We start from the raw sequence: 14,353 nt of genomic DNA on the forward strand, positions 1-14,353 counted from the left end.
TGGCCGTCAAAATGACGGTAGTTATTGTCAATAAAGCTCATATTGTCTATTTCCAATAAGTTGGAATTGAGTAGAATGACGAGACGAAGAAAAGCGTGGTGATGTTATGGACAAATTTGATCATCAGATCATAGACCTATTGCGGCAGAATGCCCGCCTCTCTATTACAGAGATTTCAGAGCAAGTCAGTTTGTCACGCTCAGCGGTGACAGCGCGAATAAAAAAGCTAGAAAATGATCGAGTGATTCTTGGCTATCATGCCGATATTGCAACATCTCAAGAGTCGACGCTTTGTGCTTATATGGTGTTGAAATTTGACACGTCAGCAGCAAGTCACCACTGCGATAATTACGCCAAAGATCTTTACAAAATAGACGGTGTTAAATGGTGTCATGCAATTAGTGGTGAAACCGATATGATGCTGTTTGTTGAAGTACCGAATATCGCCCGTTTGAATGATATTCGAGACTATATCCAAAGTTATCCAGAGCTTCGAAATGTGATGACACATACCGTGTTAACGGAGTTTTTCAATACCACAGGGAGCAAGTTTGTAAAATGACCGAGAAAGACATCGTCCTCAATTTCTGGAACGTAATGGCAAGCAATGATTTCTATGCGGCAGCAGAGTGTCTTTCGCCTGATTGTGAAGTAATTTGGCCATTGACCAAAGAAGTCATTCGCGGCAGAAAGAACTTTGCCGAACTGAACTCAGCTTATCCAGCAGAGGGTAAGTGGACCTTTGCGATTGAACGTATTGTGGGAGAAGGCGATCAAGTAGTCACCGATGTGATTGTTAGTGATGGCGTTCGCTCAGATAGAGTGATTACTTTTCACAGCATCCGTGATGGGCTAATTTGCAAACAAGTGGAATATTGGCCGGAAGATTACGCCGCCGCAGATTGGCGCACACAATGGGTTGAATGTGCTGAATAACATCAACTTGAATCTGCTGCGCTCTTTGCATGTATTGCTTGAAGAGTGCCATGTGAGCAGAACCGCGGAGCGTTTGCACATCACTCAATCCGCGGTCAGTCGTCAACTAGCGCAGTTACGCGAATTATGCGGCGACCCTTTATTGGTTCGGCAGGGTAACCAATTGATTCCCACGCCAAGAGCGCTACTTCTAAAAGAGAAGTTGGACGACTTATTGGCGGAATTCGATCACCTTCTCGATGACAAGCCTTTTGAACCCGGGGATTGGAAAGGAGAGTTAGTATTAGCATCGAGTGACTATGTCGCGCAATATGTACTCCCTGACATTGCTTCGCACTTTAGTAGTTTTGCTCCTCAGTTGGATATGGCGTATCGACTTTGGCAACCGGACTTTCTTGATAAACTTCATGAGACAGGTATTCATATTGCGTCTTCAATTTATCCAGAACAGCCTAAAGGTGTATCCAGTGTGAAGATTGGTGAGGACTCGTCCGTGTGTTTGATGAAGGCCTCCCACCCGTTAGCAAAGCAAGACCATATTAGTGTCGAAGATCTAATTTCGTATTCTCACATCAAAGTGAACGGTGGAGGGGATAAAGATTCCTATACTGACTTGGCATTGAGAGAGCTGGGTTATACACGCCACGTTACCTTCAAGGTGCCTTTCTTTTCTGCTGCTATCAATCGCTTAGTCTCAAGTGAGCATCTGATGGTGGTACCCGAGCATATTGCCGTGAATCTCGCGAAGCATTGGGATTTAGCCCACAAAGCGTTGCCACTCGAAACCCCTACTCATAAGTATTGGTTAATGTGGCATCCAAAGTACGATACGGATCCGGCGCATAAATGGGCGCGAGAGGAGATTCTCTCGGTTATGCAAACCTCAGAGTATTCCATTCGTTAATGTGCGTATCTACTGCTTATGATCTGAAATCATAGCTAATATGAAAAACTTTGATTTCTAATTATACCTGCTCCGTTGATAGATTAGCGTCAAAGATGGGAGATTCTTATGACACTAACAGTTTGGTTATCACTTTTTACCGTGTGTTTATTAGGGGCGATGTCCCCAGGTCCGAGTTTAGCGATTGTCGCTAAGCACTCGTTGGCTGGTGGTCGAGTTAATGGTTTGGCTACCGCATGGGCGCACGCGTTTGGTATCGGTATTTATGCGTTTATTACCTTGATAGGTTTGGCGGTAGTGCTGCAACAAAGCCCATTGCTATTTAAGACTATTAGCTTGGCTGGTGCAGCTTACTTGGCGTATCTTGGCTTCAATGCACTGCGCTCAAAAGGTGGGGTTGCGGCGAAGTTAGAGTCCGGTGAAGAAACGACGGTTTTACAATCGGCGCGAGAAGGCTTCCTCATTTCAATTCTAAGCCCGAAAATTGCGCTGTTCTTCATCGCACTGTTCAGTCAATTTGTAGCGCTGGGTAACGATCTAAGTAACCAAATGATCATCGTCGCGACACCATTTGTTGTTGATGGCTTGTGGTACACCTTCATAACATTGGTATTGTCTAACTCGCGCGTTGTGGACCGTATTCGCTCAAAAGCGGTGCTGATTGACCGATTATCCGGTATCGTTTTAATGCTACTGGTAGTGCGAGTAGTTGTGACGATTTAACCAAGTCGAACTCATTGTATAAAAAGCAGAGAGGCTACCGAGATGGTAGCCTTTCTTGTATATGGCAGACAAAAAAACATCCTAACTCTTAACGAGGTAGGATGTCAGCAAAGAAGGTTGCTCAGGAACATAGGGGGAGTGTGGAACCTTCAGAAACGTTAGCGACGAACTTCTTCAAACTCGCCTTCAATCGCGTCGGACTTACCCGTATTGAATTCATACTCTTCATGCATTTCTTGTTGCATTTGCTTCACGCGTTTTTCAATACGTTTACCAGTAATCAGGGCTGCGATGGTCAATGGAATCGCCATGATTAGGCTAAATACCAAAGTAAAAAAGCCAGTAATCAGTGCCAATGCAGTAACGATAATTCGATTCATAATCATGACCTCTCTTTCAATCTATGGGTTCATATTATTGCGCTGAACATGAACGAAACATGAATATACCGTTCAATTTCACATCGATTTGTCTGAGGAATGTCAAAGTGTCTTAAAACGAAAAAACGCCTGAGGGTCATCAGGCGTATAAGCGGGGAAGTATATTAGTAATGCGCAAGGCGCTTATTATTTAAAACAAATGCTGGGGTGTTGCTCGTTACACATTGTGGTTAACGTTGTGGAGCAAGGTTCACCTTATCGAGGGAATGTTTGGTAACGAACACCCATCATTTGTTCCATACAGTGTACAACTTGACAGCTGTAACCAAATTCGTTGTCGTACCAGATGTACAGTACACAACGCTTGTCTTGAGCGATGGTTGCTTGACCGTCAACCACACCAGCGTGGCGAGAGCCAACTAGATCGCTTGATACGATTTCTGTCGAATCTGTGTAATCGATTTGCGCGGAAAGCTCCGAATTCAATGCCATTTGACGTAGGTATTCGTTCAGCGAATCACGGTCTACATCTTCACCCAAGTTAAGGTTTGTAACAGCCATTGATACGTTCGGAGTTGGTACGCGAATTGCATTGCCTGTAAGTTTACCAGCAAGTTCTGGCAGTGCTTTTGCTACCGCTTTCGCTGCGCCTGTTGATGTCAGAACCATGTTCAATGAAGCACTACGACCACGGCGATCGCCTGAGTGGAAGTTGTCGATCAAGTTTTGATCATTCGTGTAAGAGTGAACAGTCTCAATGTGTCCAGAAAGCACGCCGTACTTGTCGTTAAGTGCTTTAAGTACCGGAGTGATAGCGTTAGTCGTACAGCTCGCTGCGGAGATGATGGTGTCATCTTCTTGAATCACAGATTCATTCACACCAAATACGACGTTCTTGATGTCGCCTTTACCTGGTGCAGTAAGCAATACTTTCTCTGCACCGTTACACGCTACGTGTTGGCTAAGACCTTCGGCATCGCGCCAAACGCCCGTGTTATCAACAACTAGCGCATTGTTGATACCGTAAACTGAGTAGTCCACATCGCTCGGGCTGTTGGCGTAAATAATTTGAATGTAGTTACCGTTTACAATCAGCGCTTTGCGCTCTTCATTAATCACGATACTACCGTTGAACTGTCCATGAACGGAGTCACGACGTAGCAAGCTTGCACGCTTCTCAAGATCACCTTTCTTGCCACCACGTACCACGATAGCACGCAGACGAAGCGGGTAACCCGGACCACTCTTTTCAATCAGCAGACGAGTAAGTAGACGACCAATTCGACCGAAACCATAAAGAACCACATCACGAGCCGCTAGAGAAGAATCGGCGTCACGAGCACCTTGAAGTGCAGTGTGTAAAAAGTCGCTAAGTGCGGCTGTGTCTTCGTGATCTTTCCAGTACATACCAGCAAGCTGACCAACATCAACACGGCAAGACGAGATGCTCATTTCGCAAAGCGCTTGGATTATTGGCATCGTTTGTTCTAGAGAGAGAGGGCTTCCTGTGTAACGTCTTGCAATACGGTGAGTTTTGAGAATGTCGATGGTTGTTGCGTTGATAAGCGTTTTACCAAACAGAACCACTTCGATTCCTTTTTGACGATATAACTTACCAATAAGAGGGGAAATAGATTCAGCAATCGTTTGGCTAGTTTGCCAGTCTTGGAGATATTTCTCTGGACTCATTGTTGTTTTGGACCTTTCACGTTTTGGGGGGCTGACCTTACTTTTCGGCTAGTACCTCAACGGTAGAGCGTGAAGTGAGGGTGTTTGTAATTAAGTTGTAATAGTTGTGTGTGCGGATTGTACTGGTGGAGGTCTTATTCTGCTAGGAAAAATAAATCTAGTGGAAAGTGTGGGGTAAGGTCTAATTCTTGGCTGACTAATGTGATTTTAGCGGTCTTTTATAGGTATTGACTTTTTCTATCTGCATGGCTTATTTCGCTACAATAATGGATCATTTCAAAGTGACGATATGTAACAAGGTGAACTATACCTCTGATAATGTGATATCTGTTGCTTTTACCACTTAAATGGTAAACAACTTTTGCCATTTTAGGAAATATGCCCAAGTCTCTCCTTACAATGAGTTAATTTAACGAAATCTGTTTAAAATTGATGCTGCAAAATTTTGCAAGCTATCACATTTTTGTTTCACATAACTTTGGCTTACATCGGGGCAATGAATAGTGAATTTGGCGTTTTGACCACTTTAGGCGAGTCAAACAGAAGAGGTTTTGTAAACCAAAGAGTCGGCAGTGGTCCACAATATCAACCAGTCTCGTACACATCGTCGAATTTTGATTGCGGAAGATAATTTGATGAATCAAAAGATCGCCAGTAACGGGCAAGTAGCCTTAGAACCCATCACGAAAGGGGGAACAGTTCTATGCCATTCTTATGGATTGCATGATGCCAGTTATGGATGGTCTGACCGCAACAAAAGAAATTCGCCGTTGGGAGAAAGAAGTTGGGAGTGGGAAAACCACCATTATTGCTTTGACAGCGAGTGTGCTTGAAGAAGACATTCAGCACTGTTTTGCCGCGGGGATGGATGCTTACTTACCGAAACCTTACAAATCGAATCAACTGTTTGAGTTGTTTAATGAACTAAAGCTTGCTTAAATCGTGTCTGCGAGCCGAACTCCTTACGGCTTCCAGAACGATAAAGAAAAGGAAGTAATATGTTCAAACTTGCTGTGATCGGGACGAACTGGATCTCTCAACAATTTGTTGAAGCGGCGATTCAGACCAAAGAGTTTTATCTTCACGCCGTCTATTCTCGTGATGTAGAGAAAGCACGCGAATTTGGCTCACCTTACAACGTAGAAGCTTATTACGATAACCTCGATGCTTTAGGGGCGGATGAAAGCGTTGATGCAGTATACATCGCGAGCCCAAACTCATTTCATGCGCCTCAGGCAGTGCAGATGCTCAAAGCGGGCAAGCACGTGATTTGTGAAAAGCCGATGGCATCAAATTATTCTCTTGCTCAAGCGATGTTTAAAACGGCTGAAGAAAATAATGTCGTGTTGTTTGAAGCCTTCATGTCGCCATACACTCCGAATTTCCAAGTATTAAAAGACAGTCTACCGACGATCGCGCCTCTTTGTCATGCTACGATCAGTTACTGTCAGTACTCTTCTCGCTATCAGAAATATCTAAATGGTGAGAACCCAAACACCTTCAATCCTGATTTCTCCAATGGCTCCATCATGGACATTGGTTACTACTGCGTTGGTTCTGCCGTTGAGTTGTTTGGCGAGCCGAATAGTGTACAAGCGAGTGCGCATATTTTGTCTTCTGGCGTTGATGGTTGTGGCAGCGTGACCTTGGCTTATGACTGCTTTAATGTGAACCTATTGCACTCGAAGGTGAGTGATTCACTCATCCCAAGTGAGTTCCAAGGTGAACAGGGTAGTCTGCTGGTGGATATGATTGCTACAGGGCGTGGTGTTGAGCGCATTTTGCGTGGTGAGGACAAAGAAGTACTCACGTTACCTCAAGAAGAGAACCACATGTACTATGAAGCGCAGGCATTTGCTAAGCAACTGAAACTGGGTTCGATTGCGCCTCAAATGAAGCAACGTTCATTGACGGTCGCGAAAGTGCTAACTGAGGTAAGAAGACAAACAGGCGTTGTATTCCCTGCGGATAAAGTCGCACTAAACTAGGCGCTTGCTTTTCTAAAGCTTTAAAACAGCATCATGCTAAATGGTCTAAAGAACAAAGCCCTCATCGTGAGGGCTTTGTTTTATTTGGCTCTCTTAAGCCGCAGCTTCAGCAGAAACGAGCTTATGAATGGTTTTACGGTATGTTAAATAAGCAGCGATACCTGCCATGAGGTTACCTAGGCAAGCGCCAATAAGCAGCCCTTTAATGCCTCCCATTTGCGCGCCAACCCAAAGGCACGGAAGGAAGAACAAAAACAGTCGTAGTGCGGAGATGGTTAGCGCTGTGTACGACTTACCTAAAGCATTGCAGATCGACACCATCAACATACACACGCCCAGCGAGCCTAAGCTGATAGGCACAATCATCAAATGCATTTCAAGCACGCTGGTCACTTCAGCATCACTGGTCATAAGCAGAGCAAGTGGATCAGCAGCGACAAAGGTGATGATGGCGATTAGAAGCTGGAAGCCAAGAACAAATTTCACCGCGATAGAAATCAGCGATTGAATGTCAGCGTAGTTTTTCGCACCCAGTAATCGACCCACCATTGGCGGCATAGACATGGTTAATGCCAATACCGAAACGATGGCAAAGAATTCGTAGCGAGATCCCAAAGCCCAAGAAGCGACGGCTGCGGTACCAAATCCCGCAAGTAGCTTAGTTGCCAACATCGAAGAAAGTGGTGGCAACAGTTGGCTGATCATTGCCGGCCCCATGATATTGCCGATGGATGTAACGCTCTTAACTACATTCAAATCGTGCCATTCGAAGCTAGCCCAATGATTCCTCTGAACGCGAGGAGCCACTACTAAAATACCGAAGCCAAAAGCAATCACTGTTGCAATAGCGGCACCGTTGATACCGAGATCGAAAGTAAAGATAAACAGTGGATCGAGCACTAAGTTCACACCACTGGTGACCATCATCATGGTGCCAGGCAGCATGGTGTTGCCATTGGCTCGGCAGATACTGTAATAGAAATACAGTACCGCTCCTACCCATGAACTCAATAGCCACCATGGCCAATAGCTATCGATGATGGGCATAACTGAATCTGGTGCGCTCAATAGAGAGAGGATAGGGTAGCGCAGCAGCCAAATAAGCAGGTCGAAGACCGCAACACCAATAGAGCCAATCATAAGCACTAGGCCTCCTAGCTGCTTAGCATAGCGAGCGTTGTTTGCGCCGAGTGCTTTTGAGATGACCGCTGTGGTCGCGATGCCTAAGCCAACTTGAATACCAATCACCACCATTTGAAGGGGAAGAGTGAAACCTTGTGCTGCAAGGGGAAGGACACCAAGTTGGCCAATGAACGCACTATCAACTAATTGGAAGCTCATTAATGACAGAACGCCAAACAGCATTGGCCAAGTCATCGTAAAGAGTTGTTTCGCTAACGTCGGTTGGGCATTAGAAGAAGTAGAAGACATATAAAATATGGGTGTTTTTGGAACGGAAATTGTGTTTATTGTACACACTGTACAACAAAGAGACAAAAAGAAACCCCGAGCAAGGCGTGCTTGCTCGGGGTTGAATATGGCAACTAAGTCGGCTTATTTTTTACCGCTAGTTTGCTTGTCTTCTTCTGTTAGCTCACGGATACGACGGCTGATGTCACGGCGTGCTTTAGAGATTTCTGCACTCTTGATGATGTGATCGTCAACGCGGTCTTCGTAGTCAGCTTTCATGTTTTTGATGATTGCAACGATCTCGTCGTGAGTCATTTCTGGCTTGATGTAGTCTAGTAGGTTTTCTAGTAGGTCTACACGTTTACGGTTGTCACGAACTTTTTTCTCGTTATCAAGCAGCTCACGTTTTAGTTTGTTTTTACGACGAGCTTGGTTCACGATTTCAAATACGCTACTCATGGTTCCCTTTCCTAATTTATGAATATCTGACTCGATTAAAGCACAACATCTCGTGGCATAAAAGTCTTTAGATCAAACGTGCGGCAGGGTTGAACATTTATCCACCAATTTTGATGTGGTATCAACAATCGCGCGTTAAAAGCGTGAATGTTGCTCACTTGAACGCAGGGACTCGTTGTCATGCTGGGGCCTTCGCTATATTATCGATAGCATTCAAGATAAAGATATGAAGCTCGAAATGAACTCTGGAACTATTGCGGAGCAAGTCGAAAACCAAGATGTCGAATCCCATGACGACTCTATGGCAACGAAGCTTAAAGCCGCATATGTGGCGGCGAGGACGCAACTCGAAATCACCGAAGTTGAACTGAACCGTTCAAAGATAATGATGATTGATGAGAATGGGAAGATGACCAAAGTGTCGATTCTCTCAGAGCATTAAGACCTAACCCGATTCGCAAAGGGTGTCAGGTCCATGCGCTATGCTTTAGCCTGATACCCAAATTCAAATGCAACAATAATAAGGAAATGCATTATGAAAGTTGAGCTAACGGCAATTGAAGCACGAGTAATTGGCTGCTTAATCGAAAAAGAAGTGACCACCCCCGACCAATATCCTCTCAGCCTTAACGCATTGACTAACGCATGCAACCAAAAGAGCAATCGTGAGCCAGTAATGTCGCTATCCGAAGCTGACGTACTATACGCGGTTGATGCGTTGATCGAACGCCGTTTAGTGAGCGACGAAAGTGGCTTCAACAGTCGCGTGAGCAAGTACCAACATCGATTCTGCAATACCGAGTTTGGCGATCTAAAACTAACGAAACAAGAGAAAGGCATCGTATGCTGCATGCTGCTTCGTGGTGCACAAACGCCAGGTGAGATTCGCACTCGCACAAACCGTCTTGCGACCTTCAACGATGTTAAAGAAGTTGAAAATGTACTTGAGCACCTTGCTAATGATGAAAAGGGCCCATTAGTCGTGAAGCTACCTCGCGAAGCCGGTAAGCGTGAATCTCGATACATGCATTTGTTCTGCGGTGAAGTGGATGTCAGTGAGCTTGCGGTAGCAACGACGGCCCCTTCTTCTGCGGGCTCTGAACGTATTACACAGCTTGAGCAAGAAGTCGCAGAGTTACGTGAAGAGCTTGCCGCTTTGAAAGAGCAGGTTGAATCTTTGTTTTCATGAGTGATACTGCCGAGCAACGTTGGAGTGTTTATCTGATTCGTAACAACCGCAATGCTTTGTATTGCGGGGTAACAAATGACGTGGAAAGGCGTTTTAATCAGCACCAAAGTGGTAAAGGCGCGAAAGCACTAAAAGGAAAAGGGCCGCTTGTACTTGAGTGGTCCTGTGCTTTTGAAAACAAAAGCATGGCTATGAAAGCGGAATACTTCATCAAACAGTTAACTAAAACTAAAAAAGAGTTACTGGTGCAAGAAAGTGCGGTGATTCAAGTTGGTGAAGGCCAATCATTCGTCTTTTACTCGCGTAAATGAGTTGCGGCACGCCAATTCGTTTATTGGGAAGGCTTAGGTGTAGTAGTCATAAGTGCAATGTATTGCCAGTCAATATAAAGGTCTCGGCAGTCAAAACGTGCAAACTTGAGCGACTCGTTCCGTATTTTTCCTCGAATGAATACCCAAAATGACAAAAAATAAACCGCCTTTAAATGGCGGTTTATTTTTGACGCGTGTGGGCGAATTATTAATAGTTGTGGGTATCATTTCGAGCGGTTGTACCACATAATACGTTGATGCCCGTTCGGCTTTGTATTAAGAAAATTTATATAGAAACGGGCAATTTATGGAAGATGAATTGATTAGGGTAAAGGATGACTCGGCTAGGCAAAAATAAGAGCAGATCCATACTCGATAAAAACTAAAAGAGCAATAGATGAAGAAAGCGTTACTATTTTCCCTGATTTCTATGGTCGGTTTTTCTCCAGCGTCTCAAGCAACACAAGTTTTGAATGGGTACTGGGGTTATCAAGAGTTTTTGGACGAGTTTCCCGAGCAACGAAATCTGACCAATGCTTTATCAGAAGCAGTACGAGCACAGCCGGTCCCACTGTCTAAACCGACACAACGCCCGATTAAAATATCAGTGGTTTACCCAGGACAGCAAGTTTCAGATTACTGGGTAAGAAATATTGCAGCATTCGAAAAACGTTTGGATAAGTTGAATATTAACTACCAACTGAACCAAGTGTTTACTCGTCCAAATGCTGATATCAAGCAACAAAGCTTGTCATTAATGGAAGCGCTCAAGAGCAAATCGGATTACTTGATTTTCACGCTTGATACGACAAGACACCGTAAATTTGTTGAGCACGTTTTGGACTCAACGAACACCAAATTGATCTTGCAAAATATCACTACACCAGTCCGTGAGTGGGACAAACATCAACCGTTTTTATATGTCGGATTTGACCACGCAGAAGGCAGTCGTGAATTAGCAACAGAATTCGGAAAGTTCTTCCCAAAACACACATATTACAGTGTGCTCTACTTTTCTGAAGGTTATATTAGCGATGTGAGAGGTGATACTTTTATTCACCAAGTAAACCGTGATAATAACTTTGAGCTACAATCAGCGTATTACACGAAGGCAACCAAGCAATCCGGCTATGATGCTGCGAAAGCGAGTTTAGCAAAACATCCAGATGTTGATTTTATCTATGCATGTTCGACCGACGTAGCATTAGGTGCAGTAGACGCACTGGCTGAGTTGGGACGTGAAGATATTATGATCAATGGCTGGGGTGGAGGCTCTGCTGAGTTAGACGCTATCCAGAAGGGTGATTTAGACATCACCGTCATGCGTATGAATGATGACACTGGCATAGCCATGGCAGAAGCGATTAAGTGGGACTTGGAAGATAAACCAGTTCCGACCGTATACTCAGGTGACTTTGAAATCGTAACAAAGGCAGATTCACCGGAGAGAATCGAAGCGCTGAAAAAGCGCGCATTTAGATATTCAGATAATTGATGACAACAACGCGATCAAACATTAAAAAGCGTCGCTCGCTGGCGACGCTCATAACAAAGATCATCATTTTAGTTCTTGCCCCAATTATTCTGGGGATTTTCATTCAGAGCTATTACTTCTCCAAGCAAATCATTTGGCAAGAAGTAGACCGAACCAAACAGCAAACCTCTGCACTGATCCACAATATATTTGATAGCCACTTTGCGGCGATCCAGATACATCATGACAGTAATTCCAAGAGCGAAGTCATTCGTGATTTCTACACTGATCGCGACACGGATGTGCTCAACTTTTTCTTCCTCAGTATCGACCAAAGCGATCCGTCGCACACACCAGAATTCCGTTTTCTAACGGACCACAAAGGCATCATTTGGGACGATGGAAATGCGCATTTCTATGGTGTGAACGACCTTATCCTTGATAGCCTTGCCAATCGGGTCAGTTTCAGTAACAACTGGTATTACATTAATGTCATGACCTCCATTGGTTCTAGACACATGCTCGTGCGCCGTGTGCCGATCCTAGACCCTTCAACAGGAGAGGTGCTTGGTTTCTCATTTAATGCCGTCGTCTTAGACAACAACTTCGCTTTGATGGAAAAGCTCAAGAGTGAAAGTAACGTCGACAATGTGGTGCTGGTTGCTAATAGCGTTCCTTTAGCAAACTCTTTGATTGGTGATGAGCCATATAACGTTGCTGATGTATTGCAGCGTAAAAGTTCAGACAAAAGACTCGATAAGCTGTTGGTAATAGAAACGCCAATCGTCGTAAATGCAGTGACTACCGAGCTTTGCTTGTTGACGGTACAAGACAATCAGAGTGTGGTGACATTACAAATCCAACATATTCTAGCCATGCTTGCATCGATCATCGGTATGATCATGATTGCCTTAATGAGTAGGGAATGGATTGAGAGTAAAGTTTCGGCGCAGTTAGAATCTTTGATGTCTTACACCCGCTCTGCTCGTGAGGAAAAAGGGTTTGAACGATTTGGCGGTTCGGATATTGAAGAGTTTGATCACATCGGTTCAACCCTTGAAAGTACATTCGAAGAGCTTGAAGCGCAGAAGAAGTCGTTCCGAGATCTGTTTAATTTTGCCTTATCACCCATCATGGTTTGGTCTGAAGAGAGTGTCCTGATTCAGATGAACCCTGCCGCGCGCAAAGAATTAGTGATCGAAGACGATCATGAAATCATGCATCCGGTCTTCCAAGGCTTTAAAGAGAAATTGACCCCACACCTCAAAATGGCGGCTCAAGGTGCGACGTTGACTGGGGTGAACGTGCCTATTGGTAATAAGATCTACCGATGGAACTTGTCGCCAATTCGTGTTGATGGCGATATCAGTGGCATTATTGTGCAAGGCCAAGACATTACAACACTTATCGAAGCCGAGAAGCAGAGTAACATTGCGCGTAGAGAAGCAGAAAAATCGGCGCAAGCACGTGCAGACTTCCTTGCTAAAATGAGCCATGAAATTCGTACGCCAATCAACGGCATTTTAGGTGTCGCCCAATTATTGAAAGATTCTGTCGATACACAAGAGCAGAAGAATCAAATCGACGTCCTGTGCCACAGTGGCGAGCACTTGCTTGCAGTACTGAACGATATTCTCGATTTCTCAAAGATAGAGCAGGGCAAGTTCAATATTCAGAAACACCCGTTCTCCTTCACCGATACCATGCGTACATTGGAAAATATTTATCGTCCGATTTGCACAAATAAGGGGGTGGAGTTGGTCATCGAGAATGAGCTTGACCCGAATGTTGAAATCTTCACCGATCAAGTCCGCTTGAATCAGATTCTATTTAACTTAGTGAGTAATGCCGTTAAGTTCACGCCGATTGGCTCGATTCGACTGCACGCAGAACTTGAACAATTCTATGGTGCGGAGAACAGCGTGTTAGTTGTGGAACTGACTGATACTGGCATCGGCATTGAAAGCGATAAGCTCGACCAAATGTTCGAACCTTTTGTGCAAGAAGAGTCGACAACCACACGCGAATATGGCGGTAGCGGCCTAGGTTTGACCATCGTTAAGAACCTAGTCGATATGTTAGAAGGTGATGTTCAGGTCCGCAGTAGCAAGGGGGGGGGGACAACATTTGTTATAACACTTCCAGTAAAAGATCGTGAGCGTGTCTTAAGGCCTCTGGAGGTCAGTCAACGTATCAAGCCGGAAGCCTTGTTTGATGAAAGTTTAAAAGTGCTACTGGTGGAAGATAACCATACCAATGCGTTTATCCTTCAGGCTTTCTGTAAGAAGTATAAAATGCAGGTGGATTGGGCGAAAGATGGGCTGGAAGCGATGGAGCTCCTTTCTGATACCACCTACGATCTGATCCTCATGGATAACCAATTACCCCACCTTGGTGGTATTGAGACCACGCACGAGATTCGCCAGAACTTGAGGCTTGGAACGCCAATTTACGCGTGTACAGCAGACACCGCGAAAGAAACCAGTGATGCGTTTATGGCGGCAGGTGCAAACTATGTCATGCTGAAGCCAATTAAAGAGAATGCGTTACATGAGGCGTTTGTCGATTTCAAACAACGTTTCTTGGTAGAAAGAACCTAACGGTTTAATGGCAGTGATAAGTTAGGGGCTGAAGTTAAATAATAAAAGTAAAGAAGGGAGCGTAATGCTCCCTTTTTATTTTGTGCAAACTCATGCCTATTAAGGCTTATTGCTAAATCGTGCTAGCCGAGAAGGAGTGTATGCGCCCCATGAACCCACGGGGCGGTGTTGTTAATGTTTGAAGTTCCAAGGCCAATCATGATCAATCTATTGAAAAAACTTTTAATTTGTAGCCTTTGCCTTATCGGTTGGTCTGCGCAGGCCTTGACATTGAGTGCGAAATTGACGGG

14 protein-coding genes and 1 pseudogene are annotated in these 14,353 nt (G+C 44.6%); 11 read left to right on the forward strand and 4 right to left on the reverse strand.

Annotated elements, in window-relative coordinates; translation table 11 throughout:
* Positions 1-106 precede the first annotated feature (106 nt).
* The 4 genes from KIV40_RS10255 to KIV40_RS10270 all read left to right on the forward strand — a co-directional run bounded on the left by KIV40_RS10255 (position 107) and on the right by KIV40_RS10270 (position 2,563).
* Positions 107-562, forward strand: coding sequence for an Lrp/AsnC family transcriptional regulator (locus KIV40_RS10255; RefSeq protein ID WP_285349021.1), 456 nt, complete (start codon positions 107-109; stop codon positions 560-562).
* Complete coding sequence (locus KIV40_RS10260) at positions 559-936, forward strand: nuclear transport factor 2 family protein (RefSeq protein WP_005433317.1); 378 nt, start codon at positions 559-561, stop codon at positions 934-936. Before KIV40_RS10255 ends, KIV40_RS10260 begins: the two co-directional genes overlap by 4 nt.
* Entirely contained in the window at positions 926-1,840 is a 915-nt protein-coding gene (locus KIV40_RS10265) for a LysR family transcriptional regulator (protein ID WP_012129018.1), read from the forward strand. Before KIV40_RS10260 ends, KIV40_RS10265 begins: the two co-directional genes overlap by 11 nt.
* 108 nt (positions 1,841-1,948) lie before the next feature.
* A complete protein-coding gene (locus tag KIV40_RS10270; RefSeq protein WP_021018274.1) occupies positions 1,949-2,563 on the forward strand; it encodes a LysE family translocator in 615 nt (204 codons plus the stop codon).
* 158 nt (positions 2,564-2,721) lie between these two features.
* Here the strand turns inward: KIV40_RS10270 and KIV40_RS10275 are convergent, their stop codons facing one another.
* Positions 2,722-2,943 carry a hypothetical protein gene (locus KIV40_RS10275; protein WP_005442428.1) on the reverse strand — a complete coding sequence of 74 codons (222 nt, stop codon included), beginning with the start codon at positions 2,941-2,943 and terminating at the stop codon, positions 2,722-2,724.
* 255 nt (positions 2,944-3,198) lie between these two features.
* Positions 3,199-4,632 carry a glyceraldehyde-3-phosphate dehydrogenase gene (locus KIV40_RS10280; protein ID WP_285349024.1) on the reverse strand — a complete coding sequence of 478 codons (1,434 nt, stop codon included), beginning with the start codon at positions 4,630-4,632 and terminating at the stop codon, positions 3,199-3,201.
* A gap of 593 nt (positions 4,633-5,225) precedes the next feature.
* Between KIV40_RS10280 and KIV40_RS10285 the strand changes: the two are divergent.
* Both KIV40_RS10285 and KIV40_RS10290 read left to right on the forward strand, forming a co-directional pair.
* Positions 5,226-5,571: pseudogene (locus KIV40_RS10285) on the forward strand (response regulator); the annotation flags it as partial.
* 59 nt (positions 5,572-5,630) lie between these two features.
* Positions 5,631-6,620 carry a Gfo/Idh/MocA family oxidoreductase gene (locus KIV40_RS10290; protein WP_285349026.1) on the forward strand — a complete coding sequence of 330 codons (990 nt, stop codon included), beginning with the start codon at positions 5,631-5,633 and terminating at the stop codon, positions 6,618-6,620.
* Positions 6,621-6,713: 93 nt separating this feature from the next.
* Here the strand turns inward: KIV40_RS10290 and KIV40_RS10295 are convergent, their stop codons facing one another.
* On the reverse strand, positions 6,714-8,051 hold the full coding sequence (locus KIV40_RS10295) for an MATE family efflux transporter (RefSeq protein ID WP_012129024.1): 1,338 nt from the start codon (positions 8,049-8,051) through the stop codon (positions 6,714-6,716).
* 123 nt (positions 8,052-8,174) lie between these two features.
* Complete coding sequence (locus tag KIV40_RS10300; protein WP_005373603.1) at positions 8,175-8,489, reverse strand: DUF496 family protein; 315 nt, start codon at positions 8,487-8,489, stop codon at positions 8,175-8,177.
* Between the two features lie 238 nt (positions 8,490-8,727).
* On the opposite strand from KIV40_RS10300, the gene KIV40_RS10305 reads away from it, so the two are divergent.
* The 5 genes from KIV40_RS10305 to luxQ all read left to right on the forward strand — a co-directional run bounded on the left by KIV40_RS10305 (position 8,728) and on the right by luxQ (position 14,063).
* Positions 8,728-8,931: a hypothetical protein gene (locus KIV40_RS10305; protein WP_005433391.1), complete on the forward strand. Its 204-nt coding sequence runs from the start codon at positions 8,728-8,730 to the stop codon at positions 8,929-8,931.
* A 93-nt stretch (positions 8,932-9,024) separates the two neighbouring features.
* On the forward strand, positions 9,025-9,678 hold the full coding sequence (locus tag KIV40_RS10310; protein WP_012129027.1) for a YceH family protein: 654 nt from the start codon (positions 9,025-9,027) through the stop codon (positions 9,676-9,678).
* Entirely contained in the window at positions 9,675-9,989 is a 315-nt protein-coding gene (locus KIV40_RS10315; protein WP_012129028.1) for a GIY-YIG nuclease family protein, read from the forward strand. Before KIV40_RS10310 ends, KIV40_RS10315 begins: the two co-directional genes overlap by 4 nt.
* A gap of 397 nt (positions 9,990-10,386) precedes the next feature.
* The gene (locus KIV40_RS10320) at positions 10,387-11,484 is read left to right on the forward strand and encodes an autoinducer 2-binding periplasmic protein LuxP (protein WP_285349031.1); all 1,098 of its coding nucleotides are present in this window, start codon (positions 10,387-10,389) and stop codon (positions 11,482-11,484) included.
* Positions 11,484-14,063: a quorum-sensing autoinducer 2 sensor kinase/phosphatase LuxQ gene (luxQ, locus tag KIV40_RS10325; RefSeq protein WP_285349033.1), complete on the forward strand. Its 2,580-nt coding sequence runs from the start codon at positions 11,484-11,486 to the stop codon at positions 14,061-14,063. Before KIV40_RS10320 ends, luxQ begins: the two co-directional genes overlap by 1 nt.
* The last annotated feature ends 290 nt before the right edge of the window (positions 14,064-14,353 follow it).

The organism is Vibrio sp. D173a (assembly GCF_030248475.1).